The sequence below is a fragment of the Catenulispora pinisilvae genome (assembly GCF_015356865.1).
In the GTDB taxonomy this organism is placed as follows: Bacteria; Actinomycetota; Actinomycetes; order Streptomycetales; family Catenulisporaceae; genus Catenulispora; species Catenulispora pinisilvae.
Genome location: NZ_JAAFZA010000006.1, coordinates 65020 through 79099 on the forward strand (window position 1 = coordinate 65020; position 14080 = coordinate 79099).

The window sequence follows — 14080 nt, forward strand, 5'->3', positions numbered from 1 at the left end:
GGCACCTTCATCCTCGTCCTTGTGCGTCATTTCTCCCGCTCCCGCTGGTCCAGGACCTTGACGACCTGTTCGAGCAGTTCCACGTCGCTGGGCGCCGAGCCGGTCCCGTTCCCGGCCCGTACCGGCGCCGGTTCCGAGGGGCCCAGGCGCTGGCGGATCTGGTCGAGGGTCTCGGTGTCGTAGGCGATCTCCGCGTCCTGGCCGGGGACGTCCTCGTAGAGCTCGCGGGTCCGGAACCCGATCGTCCGGTCGACGGCCTGCGCGATCAGCCAGGTCGCGAGGAACGAGAAGGCCCCGCAGGCCAGGACGGCCACGGCCTGCCGCCACAGCAGGTCCAGGCCGCCGCCGTAGAAGAGCCCTTTCTTACCGCTGACCTGCGTGGTGGCGAACACGCCGATCGACAGGACGCCGACGATGCCGCCCCAGCCGTGCACGCCCACCACGTCCAGGGTGTCGTCGACGTGGATCTTGTACTTCATGTTGACGGCGAAGCAGCACACGATGCCGGCGGCGAACCCGATGACCAGCGCTCCGACCGGGTCCACCGCCCCGCAGGACGGCGTGATCGCCACCATCCCGGCCACGGCGGCCGAGGCGACGCCGAGCATCTCCACCCGGCCCAGGCGCCAGCGCTCGATCAGCGGCCAGCCGATCATCGCCCCGGCCGCCGCCAGCTGGGTGTTCAGGAACGCGACCGGGGCGACGCCGGCGGTTTGCAGGGCCGAGCCGGAGTTGAAGCCGAACCAGCCGAACCACAGCAGGGCCAAGCCGATGACGACCAGCGGCAGGTTGTTCGGCCGCACCTGCCGGCGCTCGAAGTCCTTGCGGCTGCGCAGAGTGATGGCCACGGCCAGACCGGCCGCACCGGAGTTGAGCTCCACCGGCAGGCCGCCGGCGAAGTCCAGCGCGCCCAGGTGTCCGGTGACCCAGCCGTCGGGGGCGAACACCCAGTGCGCCAGCGGCACGTAGACCAGCAGGGCCCAGATCACCGCGAACCACAGCCAGCCGCGCATCGTGGCCCGCCCGGCGATGGACCCGCTGATCAGCGCGACGGTGATGATCGCGAACGACATCTGGAAGCAGGAGAAGAGGATCGTCGGGACGCTGCCGTGCAGGGTGGTCAGGCCGATACCGCGCAGGAAGGCGTGGTCGAGGTTGCCGATCAGGCCGACGCCGCCGACGTCGGTGCCGAACGCCAGGCTGTAGCCGACCGCCAGCCACAGCACCGTGACGACCGCCAGACAGGCGAAGCTCATCTTGATCATCACCAGGACGTGCCTGGTCTGGACCATCCCGCCGTAGAAGAAGGCCAGGCCCGGGGTCATCAGCAGGACCATGGCGGTGCTGGCCAGCAGCCAGGCGGTGTCTCCGGAGTCGAAGGCGCGTGGCATGTCAGGGCTGCTTCTCTCTGCTCGGCTCTACGATTTCCGGAGGTCCGGCGCGGGGACGCCGATCAGCAGCCGGCGCACCGCGTCCCAGGCCCGGCGCATCGCCTCGTTGACGGCGGGGGAGAGGTCGCCCAGGATCCGCACCCAGGCGCCGCAGTCGCCGGGCAGGATGCTGACGCCGTACCGGACACCGGCATCAGCCACGGCATCGTGCAGGGTGTCGGCGACCACCGCGGCGTCCGCCCCAGCCGTGACGACGAAGAGCGTCGCCATGACGTCGTGCCCGCCGAGCACCGCGGGCCCGGTCACGCCGAGGCCGGCGGGCTCCAGGCGGACGGTGTCCAGGGCGAGGAGTTCACCGTCCGGGCGGCGGAGTTCGAAGTCAGAGGCGAAGGCGTCGTAACCGTGGCGCTCGCCCCGGGCGAGCCGTCCGGCCAGGACGGTCTCGCCGGCCAGGACCGTCGCGGACGGATCGGCGGTGATCACCGTGTGCTGATAGAAGCGGGATCCGCCGAAGGGGATGACCGCCTCGGGCAGGTACTCGACGTGGGAGTTCGGTCCGGCCCGCAGATTGACGATCTGCGTGGCGTAGTCGAAGTCCATGCGGTGGACCTTGGTCGCGGCCTGGGTGGTGATGTGGACAGCGGTGTCCGCGCCGCAGTCGAGGTCGGTGCGCAGCCGGTCCGCTTGCAGGATTCCGCCGCCGGTCGACATCAGGTAGACGAACGCGAGGTCCGGGCGGGCCGGGTCGATGTACAGCGGCCTCATGATCTGGAGCGGCGACTTCTGGTAGTGCGCGACCAGCTCGGTGCGTCCGCCGATCCGCTGGAAGCCGAGTTCCAGGACGCCGACCTTGCCCGGGCTTCCGACCGCCAGGGTGTCCGGGCGGCCGGCGTGTCGGAGTATCTCCGGTGGTACCCGCTCCGGTTCGTAGTGCTCGGGGCGGAGTCGGCGCTCGACGGACGGCGGCTGCGGCCCGGGCATCGGTGCCGCCTCCGGTCCGGCTTCGGCCGTCGCCGTCATGCCGGGACCTTGCGGAAGCTGTCGAGGAAGTCGGCGACGGCCTCCAGGCCCTGTCCGGTCAGGCAGTTGGTGAGCGCGACCGGTCGGCCGTCGCGGACCCGGTAGGCGTCGGACTCCATCACGGCCAGGTCGGTCCGCACGTATTGCGCGATGTCGACCTTGTTGATGACCAGCAGGTCGGACTCGGTGATGCCGGGTCCGCCCTTGCGCGGCATCTTCTCGCCCTCGGCGGTGTCCAGGACGAACAGGAACATGTCGACCAGGGCCGGGCTGAACGTCAGGGTCAGGTTGTCGCCGCCGGATTCGAACAGCAGGGTGTCGACGTCGGGGAAGCGGTCCAGCATCTCCGCGCCGGCGGCCAGGTTCATGGTCGGGTCGTCACGCACGGCCGTGTGCGGGCAGGCGCCGGTCTCCACGCCGACGACCCGTTCGGGATCCAGAACGCCGACCAGCGTCCGGCGTACGTGTGCGGCGTCCTCTTGGGTGTAGATGTCGTTGGTGATGACCGCGGGCCGGTGCCCTCGGCCGATGAGCATCGGCACCAGGGCCTCGATGAGGGCTGTCTTGCCGGAGCCGACCGGGCCGCCGATGCCGACCCGCAGAACGCTGTCCGCCATGGGGATTGCCTTCCTTGCCGTTTGCCGTAGGTGTCTGTGTGCTGCTCAGCTGGCGAACAGCCGGGCCGGGGCTCGTTCGTGGCGTCCGGACATGACGTCGGCGACCGGGACGCAGCCGCCGATGTCGGCCGGGTCGCGGCCGAGCGCGGCCTGGGCGACCTCGGTGATGACCGGCGCCATGGCCCGCAGCAGGACCTGCGCCTTGCGGAAGTCGGTCAGCCGCAGTCGTACCGCCGCGCCGGCGAAGCTCGACGAGAAGGCGAACAGGTCGCCGGCCACTGCCTGCTCGGCGGGGACTCCGGCGGCCGCGTAGGCGACGCCGAGCGCGACGGCTTGCGAACCCGGCGTGCGTTTGGCGGCGACCAGTTCGGCGTACCGGCTGATCTCGGCGGCGTCGAGGACTTCACCGGCCAGGTCCAACAACTGCCGTCCGGTTCGCGTCGAGGCCTGCCGCAGCTCCCGGTTCAGCTTGGTCGCGTGCAGCCGCCGGTCGGCGTCGATGACGAGCTCCCAGTCACCGCCGCGGACAGCCCGATGGGCCACCGCCAGGGCGGTGGCGTCGGCCGGGCCGACCGAGTGCCGCAGCAGATCGGCCAGGAGCGCCGGCAGCGATTCCGGCGTCACGGCCTTGGCCTGGGCGTAGCCCTCGAGCCCGTGCGAGAGCGTGTAGAAGCCGCTCGGGAACGCCGAGTCCGTGAGCTGGAGGCTCACCAGCAGCGCGTCCAGGCCGTCCTGCGTCGTCGCCATCGTCGTCGTCATCGCCGTCACCATCGTGCTCAGGCCAGGAAGAACAGCTGGTTCAGCGGCAGCGTGCGGGCCGGCTCGATGGTGGCGGGCACCCCGTCGAGCGTGACCTTGTAGTTCTCCGGGTCGACCACGATCTTCGGCAGCGCGTCGTTGCGGACCATGTGCTGTTTGCCGACCGAGCGGCAGTGCTGGACCGCCAGCACCTTGCTTTCCAGGCCGAGCCGCCGCGGTACGCCCAGGTCGATCGCGGCCTGCGACATGAACGAGACGCGGGTGGCCTGCCTGGCCCTGCCGAAGGCGCCGAACATCGGCCGGTAGTAGACCGGCTGCGGCGTCGGCAGCGAGGCGTTGGGGTCGCCCATCAGCGCCCAGTTGATGGCGCCGCCCTTGATGACCATCTTGGGCTTGGCCGCGAAGGAGGTGATCGGCCACAGCACGATGTCGGCCAGCTTCCCGGTCTCCAGCGAGCCGATGTACTGCGCCGTGCCGGTCGTGATGGCGGGGTTGATGGTGATCTTCGCCAGGTAACGCAGAACCCTGTGGTTGTCGTTGCGCTCGCTGTCGCCGTCGAGCTTGCCGCGCTTGTCCTTGCAGTGGTGCGCGGTCTGGAACGCGCGGGTCCAGGATTCCCCGACCCGGCCCATCGCCTGGGAGTCCGAGGAGAACATCGAGATGACGCCCTCGTCGTGCAGGACCGTCTCGGCGGCGATGGTCTCGGCGCGCACCCGGGAGTCGGCGAAGGAGACGTCCTCGGGGATGTCGTGGGACAGGTGGTGGCAGACCATCACCATGTCCAGCAACTCGTCCACGGAGTTCGCGGTGTACGGCAGCGTCGGGTTGGTCGAGGACGGCAGCACGTTCGGCTCGCCGGCCACCCGCATGATGTCCGGGGCGTGGCCGCCGCCGGCGCCCTCGGTGTGGAAGGTGTGGATGGTGCGGCCGTCGATCGCCGAGCGGGTGTCCTCGAAGAACCCTGATTCGTTGAGGGTGTCGGTGTGCACCGCCACCTGGACGTCGTACTCGTCGGCGACGTCCAGCGCGCACGACAGCGCGGCCGGGGTGCTGCCCCAGTCCTCGTGCACCTTCAGCCCGCACACCCCGGCCTCGACCTGTTCGCGCAGGGAGAACGGCAGCGAGCTGTTGCCCTTGCCGAGCAGCCCGACGTTCACCGGCAGACCCTCGACGGCCTGGTACATCCAGCCGATGTTGAAGGGCCCGGGCGTGCAGGTGGTGCCGTTGGTGCCGTCCGAGGGGCCGGTACCGCCGCCGATCAGGGTCGTGATGCCGTTGGACAGGCCGGCCTCGGCCTGCTGCGGGGAGATGAAGTGGATGTGGCAGTCGATGCCGCCGGCGGTGGCGATCAGGTGCTCCCCGGAGATCACCTCGGTGCCCGGGCCGATCACCAGAGCCGGGTCCACACCGCTTTGGGTGTGCGGGTTCCCGGACTTGCCGATCCCGGCGATGAAGCCGTCCTTGATCCCGATGTCGCCCTTGACGACGCCCAGGACCGCGTCCATCACGACCACGTTGGTGATCACCGTGTCCAGCGCGCCGTTGGCGGCGGTGGCCACCGGATCCTGGGCCATACCGTCGCGGATGCTCTTCCCGCCGCCGTAGACGGCCTCATCCCCGTAGTGCCCGACGTTGTAGTCCTTCTCCACCTCGACGACCAGGTTCGTGTCGGCCAGGTGGAAGCGGTCTCCGACGGTCGGACCGAACATGTCCGTGTACTGCTTGCGGGGCAGCGTGGCCATCAGCGCTCACCTTCCTGGTCTTCCAGACGCGCGCCGCGGAAGCCGCGTTCGACGGCCTTGCGGAACGCCTTGCCGCGGGTGTCGGTGGAGTTGACGCCGCCGTCGGTCAGGCCGCTGAAGCCCACCAGCCGCTTGTGACCGCTGTACTCGGTGAGCGCCACCTCCTTGGTGTCGCCGGGCTCGAAGCGGACGGCGGTGCCGGCCGGCAGGTCCAGGTGCATGCCGAAGGCCTGGTCGCGATCGAAGTCCAGGGCGCGGTTGGCTTCGAAGAAGTGGTAGTGCGATCCGACCTGGACGGCCCGGTCGCCGGTGTTGCGGACGGTGAGCGAGGCCTTCCTGCGGCCCGCGTTGATCTCCACTGGCTCGTCGCCGTAGATGTACCTCGAGTCACCTGACATCGTGCTCGTCCCTTCCTGCGGTCGGTGGTGGTCAGCGTCCTGATGCGTGGCTGTGGCTATGGGCGTGGCTGTGGTTGTGGTGCTCCGCGTGCAGTCCTGCCGCGATCCCGTCCTCGCCGGCTCGCAGCCGGTCCAGAGCGGCCCCGATCCGCGCGGCGAGCACGCCGGAGATCGCGGACGGTGCCAGGAGCGGACCGGCGTCGACCGCTCCGGCCACCTCGGCCGCCGGGGCGAACCCGGCGGGCACCAAGGCGACCCGGCGCGCGCCGAGCCGCCGGCAACGATCGACGGCGGTCTGGACGTCTGGATCGCCCCCGTGGAACGCGACGTCCACCCACGGTGCCCGCCCCTGCACCTGGACCAGGCGGGCGATCCGGAACAGTTCGGCGTCGTCGAAGGGGTTCGAGGGGTTCGCAGTGACCAGAACCGCGACATCGGCCGGGTCGGCATCGGTCGCCCGGGCGGCGGCGACGGCGGCCCGGCCCGCCGCGGCCCGGAGCCATCCGATGAGATGCTCCGCGGTTCCGAAGGGCTCGGCCAGCGCGATGCGCGGATCCGGACCGGCGGTTCGGGCCACCCACGCGAGCGTCCTGGCGGCGTCCGCGACCAGCTTGGGGTCGCGGCCCAGCGTCATCGGCACGACGCAGACCGGTAGCTCAGAGCCGATCAGCGCTTCGCGGACAGCTTCTTCGAGCTCCTGACCGGACGCGCAGGCCCGAGTCAGCGGGCTGTCCTGGGTCAGCGCGTGCAGAGCCTCGGCCCGGTCGCTCTCGTGTCCGCCGACGAGGACGACCGTGGCCTGCGTGGTGTTCTCCACGGCCGGGGCGCTCACCGTCAGGCACCGACCGGGTCGTGGCAGGAGACGAGCTTGGTGCCGTCCACGAACGCGGCCTCGACCTGGAGCAGCGCGAGCATCTCCCGCACGCCGTCCATGACGTCGCCGGCCGAGACGACCTGCTTGCCGATCTCCATGCACTGCGCGACGCTCTTGCCGTCCCGGGCGCCCTCCAGGATGGCCTCGCTGATCAGCGCGCACGCCTCGCTGTAGTTCAGCTTCACCCCGCGGGCCCGGCGCTTGGCCGCGAGGTCTGCCACGACGTAGATGTAGAGCTTGTCGATCTCGCGGGGGGCCAGGTTCATGCTCGCCTCACATTCGGGGGTGGTCCGGTCAGGTCTGGTCGGGTCAGGTCAGTTCCGGTCAGGTCAGGTCCGCCGGAGTCGGGGGAAGGAGGGGACCGCGGCGACGAAAGCCAGCGCTGTCAGGACGAAAGGCCAGGTGAAGGCATGCCCGCCGAAGGTGCTGGTGAAGTTGCCCAGCCCCGTGGTCAGCACCGTCGCGACGGCGGCGCCGAGGACGGCGTAGGCGACGCTCCAACCGCTGACCTTGATGAACACGCCGCACAGGGCCATGGCGACCAGGACCGCGTTGTAGCCCATCAGCCCCTGGGCCACGCTGTCGGCCGGTGACCCGAGGGTCCAGGCGACCAGGATCCCGACGGCGCTGCCGAGACAGGCCATGGCGCCGGCCAGCCGGCTCGCGGCGAAGATGCCGAGCAGGAAGAGCAGGCCGACGTACCACTGCGGCATGAAGAAGATCTGCCCGACGTTGCCCAGGAACGCGTGCCAGGTATCGTGCCAGTTCAGAGCGGTCTTACCGGTCGCCACTCCGGGAAACGCCGCGAGGTTCTTCTCGCTGTGCCACACGCGCCGGAAGCCGGGCGCCGCGACGATCATGACGGTCGCGATGATGCAGAACGGCGCCGTGAAGGTCGGAATGTTCCAGGTCGACAGCACCTGGTCCAAGGCGGCGGTCACGACGGTGACGGTGATCGCGCCGGCCGCGGCGAGCAGCCAGGTCGAGGCGTGGTCCGCGCCGAGGAAGACCGCGAACCCGACCGCGACCAGGCACCCGTTGAACCCTTCCAGCCCCGCGGTGACCCGGTCCCGGTCGACGCCCAGCGCGATCGCCGTGCCGGTGGCCAAAGCGGTGCCGAGCAGTCCGTAGAAGCCGTACCGCCAGCCGGAGACGAACAGCGCGACGGTGAAGAACACACCGCACAGCGCGCTGGGCATGAAGTCCACCTGAGCCTGGCCCCGAAGCACTTCGACGATGAAGTGGATCGGCGCGGACGAGGCGGCAGCGTCCGCACGATTCCGGCCGGCCTCGTCGGTCCGCTGAGTTGCCACAGATCATGTCTAGCCTCGGCGCGGCCACCGCACCCGGCCGGCGATACAAACGGGTGAGCGGGTCGCTCTCCTGTTTCAGTGGTCGGACGATGGCCACGGCCGCTGACGGCTGCTCCGCGCTTCTAAGCTCTGGCGCTAAGCGTCCCGCGTCGCGCGCCAAGCGCCCAGGCCGAGGAAGACCACGAGGTAGAGCGCCAGGTCGAAGTATGCGAATCCGAGGGACGGGACGCGGGCCGCGTGTGGTCCGGTCGGGGCGTGCGTGGTGGCCAGGACGTCCACCGCGTTGGGGAGCACCAGGTGGTCCGGGAGGTAGCTGAAGCCTTCGAGTGCTCGGGCGGCCGGGTAGGTGAGGAAGACCAGGGCGAACATGGCGGCCATCGCCCCGGCGGTGTGGCGGATGATCGCGCCCAGTCCGAAGCCCACCATCGTCACCACGGCCAGGTAGAATCCGGCCATGCTCACCGCCCGCAGGACGTTGGGCTCCGCGAGTCCGACGTCCAGGTGCTTGCCCGACAGCACGGCCTGGCCGATGAAGAACGCGCCGAACACGAAGACCTGCGATACGGCGAGCGCGAACAGGCCCGCGGTCAGGACTTTGGCCGCGTACAGGGCGCCGCGCCGCGGCGTCGCGGCGAGTGTGGTGCGGATCATGCCGGTGGCGTATTCGGTGCTGACGGCCAGGACGCCGAGGGCCCCGAGCGCCAGTTCTCCGAACTGGAAGCCGCTGAGCGAATCGCCGACCGGGTCGAAGGCGGCCTTGTCGGTGGCGTTCATCGTGTCCCAGTGGCCGGCGATGGAGCTGACGTCGAGCAGGCCGACGCCCACGCCGATGATGACTGCCACGGCGAGGGTGGCATAGGTGGAGCGAACGGTGCGCAGCTTGATCCACTCCGAGCGGAGCGTCGCTCGGTAGCCGGTGGGTGCGGTGGTCATCGGCGGGGTCCTTCGGGGGTCGTGGTGGATGCGGATGCGGAGGCCGGTGCGGTTGTCGTCGCCCGCGACGCGCGGTATTCGACGGCTGATTCGGTGAGGTTCATGTAGGCCTGCTCCAGCGAGGCCCGTCGGGTGGTCAGCTCGTGGACGTCGGCGCCGTGCGCGGCCGCGAGTTGGCTGATCGCCTCGGACGTCAGTCCGGTGACGGCCAGCGCGCCGTCCGGTTCGCCTCTGACGATGCCGCCCCGGCCGCGCAGGACGTCGGCGAGTAGCGCGGGGTGCGGTGTCCGGACCAGTACGTCGGCGGGGGCGTGGGAGGCGATGAGGTCGGGCATGGACATGTCGGCGATCAGGCGGCCCCGTCCGATGACGATCAGGTGGTCGGCGGTCAGCTCCATCTCGCTCATCAGGTGGCTGGAGACCAGGACGGTGCGGCCGTGCGCGGCCAGCGACGTCATCAGGGTCCGGATCCACAGGACGCCCTCGGGATCGAGCCCGTTGACCGGCTCGTCCAGGAGCACGATCCGCGGATCGCCGAGCAGCGCCGCGGCGATGCCCAGCCGCTGCTTCATCCCGAGGGAGAAACCGCCCACCCGCTTGCCTGCGACGCCGGACAGCCCGGTCTGCTCCAGAACCTCACCCACGCGCCGGGCCGGCAGCGAGTTGCTCGCGGCGAGCCAGCCCAGGTGGTCCCGGGCCCGCCGCCCGGGATGCAGGGCCGCCGGATCCAGCAGCGAACCCACCGTCCGCAGGGGGTCGGCCAGATCCCGGTAGGCCCGGCCGCCGACCAGCGCCTGGCCGCCCGTCGGGGTGTCCATGCCCAGGATCATCCGCAGCGTCGTGGACTTCCCGGCGCCGTTGGGCCCCAGGAAGCCGGTGACCCTGCCGCTCCTGACCTGGAAGGTGAGGGCGTCGACCGCGACGGTCGGACCGAAGCGTTTGGTCAGTCCGCGCGCCTCGATCGTCGTCTCGCCGGGCACCTCGATCGTTGTCTGTCTTGTCATTCTCATGGGCTCAACGGTGCCGGGAGCCCCACCCCGGCGCGTCCCTCTCGGGAGTGGGCCGGCGCTTCTCCCCGCGGGCACAGACCACGGCCGTTCTATGCCCTGGGGCATAGGTCCAGCGGGTCATGACTGGACCGGGCAGCCCCGCCTACCCTGGGAAACATGCAGTTCGCACCGCAAGCGGCCGTGATCAGGCGGGTACGCCCCGGCCACTGGCGTGCACTGGACCGCCTGGCCGCCGGCGCCTACGCGCTCCTGGTCGCGTCGTATCTCGCCAAGCACGCCGACAGCCCGGCCGCGATACTCGGCGCGTTGGCTGGCGCCGCGTGCTTCGCCTATCCGATCGCTTGGCGCAGACGACAGCCGATGGCCGCGGCCGCCCTGCTCCTGGCCGCCTTCGCGGTGACCGCTCCGACGGATCCCTCCTCGGCCGTCCTGGCCCTGGTTCCGCTGGCCTACGTCCTATACACCGTCGCCACCGACTGCCGGCCGCGGAACGCGGTGCTCATGCTCGCGATCACCCAGACCGCCGCGTGGTCGACGGCACTGCCGGACTTCCAGCACACCGGTGCGGCGGTGTTCTTCTCAGTGCTCTACTTCACTGCTTGGACCCTCGGCTACATCGTGGGAATGCACCGCCGCTACACCGGCGACCTGCTGCGAACCCAAGCCGAACTGGCCGACGCACAGCTGGAGGCGACCAGGCGCAGCGTCACCGAGCAGCGCATGCTCATAGCGCGCGAACTCCACGACGTCGTCGCGCACCACATGACCGTGATCACCGTGCAAGCCGGCTTCGGCAGCCTGGTCCTGGAAGACGACCCGCAGAAGGCGCGCGCCGCGCTTGAGGCGGTGGAGACCGCCGGCCGGCAGACTCTCAGCGAGATGCGACGCCTCCTTGAGGTCCTGCACACAGAACCGGTCGGCGTGCCCGCGCAGATCGCGTCGCTGACCCCGGCTCCAGGGCTGGCGGACCTCGATCAGGTCATCAAGCAAGTCGCGCAGGCCGGGGTCCAGGTCGACCTCACCATCGCCGGGGCTCCGCGCGCCCTGCCCGCCGGAGTCGATCTGTCCGCCTACCGGATCGTCCAAGAAGCCTTGACGAACGTGGTCAAGCACGCCGGCACCGGCACGGCTCGGGCCCGGATCGACTATCGCGACGACGGCCTGGTCATCGAAGTCTGCGACTCCGGACCCGGCCACTGTGAGCCCCAGCCCCAGCACAAGCCCCAGCCCCAGCCCACCTCCAGCGGCCGCGGCCTGCTCGGCCTCCGTGAGCGCGTCCAGCTCTACGGCGGCGACTTTCAGGCCGGTCCCGCACCCGGGGGCGGGTTCACGGTCAGCGCGCGCCTGCCCCTGGACCCGGAGGCGGTCCGGTGACGGTGCGCGTCCTGGTGGCCGACGATCAGGCCCTGCTGCGGGCCGGGCTGAGCGGAATCGTCGAGACCGCGCCGGACCTGACCGTCGTCGGCGAAGCCGGAACCGGCCGCGAGGCTGTGAACCTGGCCTCGGCCCTGGCGCCCGACGTGGTGCTCATGGACATCCGGATGCCGGAGCTGGACGGCATCGAGGCGACGCGGCTCATCACCGGGTCCACAGACGTCAAGGTCCTGATCCTGACCACCTTCGACCTCGATGAATACGTCTACGCGGCCCTGCGCAACGGCGCCAGCGGATTCGTCCTCAAAGACAGCCCGGCGCGTGACCTTCTCGACGCGATCCGCACGGTCGCGGCCGGCCAGGCGCTCCTTGCGCCGGCGGTCACCAAACGCCTCATCCGACAGTTCACCGCACGTCCGCCGGCGCCGCCGCTCCCGGACGCCCAGCGGCTGCGAGCCGTCACCGAGCGCGAGCGCGAGATCCTCACCCTCATCGCCCTGGGCCTGTCCAACGGCGAGATCGTCGAACACCTCGGGATCGGGCCGGGCACCGTCAAGACGCATATCAGGAGCCTGCTGCACAAGCTCGGCGCGCGAGACCGCGTCCAGCTGGTCATCATCGCCTACCGGTCCGGTCTGGTCGGCGATGGCGGTGGCGTTCATCCCAGTGGTCACGAGATGTAGTCATAGCACAGCGGAGAGTGAAGCAGAAGACTGTTTTTGTCCCCTTTCCGGTGAGAGTGTGGGAGACGTTCCCGATCGGGATCCTCCCCTCACGGAAAGTGGGTACATCCATGCCCGGCGACGCCTACTCGGCCACCCCGTTCGCCCTCGACGACGACAGCCTCCACCAACTGGACGCGATCCGCGAGGCGCTGCTCGACCCCTCGCCGCGGCGTATCGGCCGCCTCGACCAGTGGGGGCTCGCCGACACCTACGAGGTGTACTCCGAGGTCGCCGCGTACCAGGAGACCCAGATCGTGATGTCGGACGGGACGCGGATCGACGCGGCGTTGAGCGTCCCGCGGAACCTGGCGCCGGGGCAGACCTGCCCCACGGTCGTGATGCCCGCCCCGTTGGTCGGGATCGGCCGCAAGGCCTACCTCGGCATGTTCCCGCGCTTGGCGCTCGGCGGGTACGTCGTGCTCGCCTACAGCCAGCGCGGCCTGGCCGAGTCCGACGGTGAGATACAGGTGGCCGGGCCCACGGACTGGTCCGACGGCAGCGAGATCCTCAACTGGGTGAGCGAGCAGGAGGCCGTCGACCAGGACCGGATCGGCTGCTTCGGCGCCTCCTACGGAGCCGGGACCAGCCTGCTGCTGGCCGCGCACGACTCGCGCGTCAAGGTCGTGGCCGGTGCCAGCGCCTGGGGGGACCTGTTCGCCTCGTTGTACGAGAACGGCACAACGCACCTGGCAGCCTTCGACGCGCTGGTCACCCTGTTCGGCGAGGACCGCTGTTCCAAGGAGTTCCGGGAGGTCATCGAGAAGATCCGCAACAACGTCATCGACGACGACGTCCGCGAGTTCGCCCGGGTCCGCTCGCCGAAGGAGTACCTGTCGGCGTACTACGAGTATCAGACGCCTGTCCTGATGGGCACCTACTGGCACGAGACCATCTTCTCGGTGCCGGCGGTCATCGACTTCTTCACTCAGCTTCAGACCCCGAAATCGCTGCTGATCCAGATCGGCGACCACGGCAACGGCGAAGGGCCCGGGCTGCTCGGCCTGATCGCCAAGCCGACCGAGATGTCCTACCGCTGGCTGGACCACTACCTGGGCGGCAGCGCCGGCGGCGGGGGCGAGACGCCGCGGCTCGGCGTGCGCTCGGAGTACATGCACAACCTGCTGTCCGAGGTGAATCACGACAGCTGGGAGGACTACGCCCTGGCCAAGCAGCGGTTCCACCTGGGGTCCGTCCAGTCGGGGCAGACCGACGCGACGATGGCGCAGGGCCCGGCGCAGCCGGGGTGGACCCGCTCGCTGCGGGCGACCGGTGCGGACACCGAAGTCGTCGTCGCCCCGAAGCTGGTGCAGACCGGCATGGCCGAGCGTATGGGGCTGCCGAAGGTCTACAAGACCCCGGACGAGGACCGCGCCCGAGCGGCGGTCTGGACGTCCGCGCCCCTTGAGCAGCCGATGCGGGTCCAGGGCGACCTGGAACTGCGGGTGACGGTCAAGCCCGCCGCCGGCCGCACCGAGGCCACCATCGTGGCCTACCTGCTGGACTGCAACCCGGCCAACGGCAACGCGTACATCATCACCAACGCGCCCTTCACCCTCACCGGCGGAAAGGCCGGCGAAGCCCGCACCGCGACCTTCCCCCTCCAGCCCGCGCACTACGTCCTGGCCAAGGGCCGCCAACTCCAGCTGATCATCGACACCTACGACCCGTTCTTCGCCGACGCCAACGGCGGGACCGAAGCCAAGCCCACGGTCGTCCAGATCACGTCGCCGAAGGGCGCCGAGTCCTACATCGACATCCCCCTGCACCCGCTGCCGTAGCGCTGATTCGCGAGGCCCAGCTCACTCACGTGAGCTGGGCCTCGCCTGAGCCCATGTGCCGGTGAATCCGAACGTCACGGATTGAAGTACGGGTCCTGTGCCATGCGCTGGTAGGACGCGAGCGACTCCGGCGAGGAGTTGATCTG

General features: G+C 70.1%; 13 protein-coding genes and 1 pseudogene. 3 read left to right on the top strand and 11 right to left on the bottom strand.

Annotated features, from left to right (window positions below; genetic code table 11):
* Window positions 1-26: 26 nt before the first annotated feature.
* The 11 genes and pseudogenes from IZR01_RS03270 to IZR01_RS03320 form a co-directional block, all read right to left on the bottom strand.
* Window positions 27-1391, bottom strand: coding sequence for an ammonium transporter (locus tag IZR01_RS03270; RefSeq protein ID WP_194922818.1), 1365 nt, complete (start codon window positions 1389-1391; stop codon window positions 27-29).
* A gap of 27 nt (window positions 1392-1418) precedes the next feature.
* Window positions 1419-2372: an urease accessory protein UreD gene (locus tag IZR01_RS03275; RefSeq protein ID WP_194922849.1), complete on the bottom strand. Its 954-nt coding sequence runs from the start codon at window positions 2370-2372 to the stop codon at window positions 1419-1421.
* Between the two features lie 35 nt (window positions 2373-2407).
* Window positions 2408-3040 (bottom strand): annotated as a pseudogene (gene ureG, locus IZR01_RS03280) (urease accessory protein UreG); the annotation flags it as partial.
* Between the two features lie 33 nt (window positions 3041-3073).
* On the bottom strand, window positions 3074-3787 hold the full coding sequence (locus IZR01_RS03285) for an urease accessory protein UreF (protein WP_228558860.1): 714 nt from the start codon (window positions 3785-3787) through the stop codon (window positions 3074-3076).
* A gap of 17 nt (window positions 3788-3804) precedes the next feature.
* Window positions 3805-5529, bottom strand: coding sequence for an urease subunit alpha (gene ureC / locus IZR01_RS03290; RefSeq protein ID WP_194922820.1), 1725 nt, complete (start codon window positions 5527-5529; stop codon window positions 3805-3807).
* Window positions 5529-5927 carry an urease subunit beta gene (locus IZR01_RS52085; RefSeq protein WP_194891775.1) on the bottom strand — a complete coding sequence of 133 codons (399 nt, stop codon included), beginning with the start codon at window positions 5925-5927 and terminating at the stop codon, window positions 5529-5531. Before IZR01_RS52085 ends, ureC begins: the two co-directional genes overlap by 1 nt.
* Window positions 5928-5958: 31 nt before the next feature.
* Window positions 5959-6759 carry a sirohydrochlorin chelatase gene (locus IZR01_RS03300; protein ID WP_228558861.1) on the bottom strand — a complete coding sequence of 267 codons (801 nt, stop codon included), beginning with the start codon at window positions 6757-6759 and terminating at the stop codon, window positions 5959-5961.
* A 2-nt stretch (window positions 6760-6761) separates the two neighbouring features.
* Window positions 6762-7067 carry an urease subunit gamma gene (locus tag IZR01_RS03305; RefSeq protein ID WP_194891774.1) on the bottom strand — a complete coding sequence of 102 codons (306 nt, stop codon included), beginning with the start codon at window positions 7065-7067 and terminating at the stop codon, window positions 6762-6764.
* Window positions 7068-7130: 63 nt separating this feature from the next.
* Window positions 7131-8114: an urea transporter gene (locus tag IZR01_RS03310; protein ID WP_194922821.1), complete on the bottom strand. Its 984-nt coding sequence runs from the start codon at window positions 8112-8114 to the stop codon at window positions 7131-7133.
* A gap of 135 nt (window positions 8115-8249) precedes the next feature.
* The gene (locus IZR01_RS03315; RefSeq protein WP_194891772.1) at window positions 8250-9047 is read right to left on the bottom strand and encodes an ABC-2 transporter permease; all 798 of its coding nucleotides are present in this window, start codon (window positions 9045-9047) and stop codon (window positions 8250-8252) included.
* Window positions 9044-10057, bottom strand: coding sequence for an ABC transporter ATP-binding protein (locus IZR01_RS03320; RefSeq protein WP_323746894.1), 1014 nt, complete (start codon window positions 10055-10057; stop codon window positions 9044-9046). The genes IZR01_RS03315 and IZR01_RS03320 overlap by 4 nt, the downstream gene beginning before the upstream one ends.
* A 156-nt stretch (window positions 10058-10213) precedes the next feature.
* Here IZR01_RS03320 and IZR01_RS03325 point away from each other — a divergent pair, with 156 nt between their 5' ends.
* The 3 genes from IZR01_RS03325 to IZR01_RS03335 all read left to right on the top strand — a co-directional run bounded on the left by IZR01_RS03325 (window position 10214) and on the right by IZR01_RS03335 (window position 13934).
* Window positions 10214-11431, top strand: coding sequence for a sensor histidine kinase (locus IZR01_RS03325; protein WP_194922822.1), 1218 nt, complete (start codon window positions 10214-10216; stop codon window positions 11429-11431).
* Window positions 11428-12114: a response regulator gene (locus IZR01_RS03330; protein WP_194922823.1), complete on the top strand. Its 687-nt coding sequence runs from the start codon at window positions 11428-11430 to the stop codon at window positions 12112-12114. Before IZR01_RS03325 ends, IZR01_RS03330 begins: the two co-directional genes overlap by 4 nt.
* A gap of 98 nt (window positions 12115-12212) precedes the next feature.
* Window positions 12213-13934 carry an alpha/beta fold hydrolase gene (locus IZR01_RS03335; protein WP_194922824.1) on the top strand — a complete coding sequence of 574 codons (1722 nt, stop codon included), beginning with the start codon at window positions 12213-12215 and terminating at the stop codon, window positions 13932-13934.
* Window positions 13935-14080: the final 146 nt, after the last annotated feature.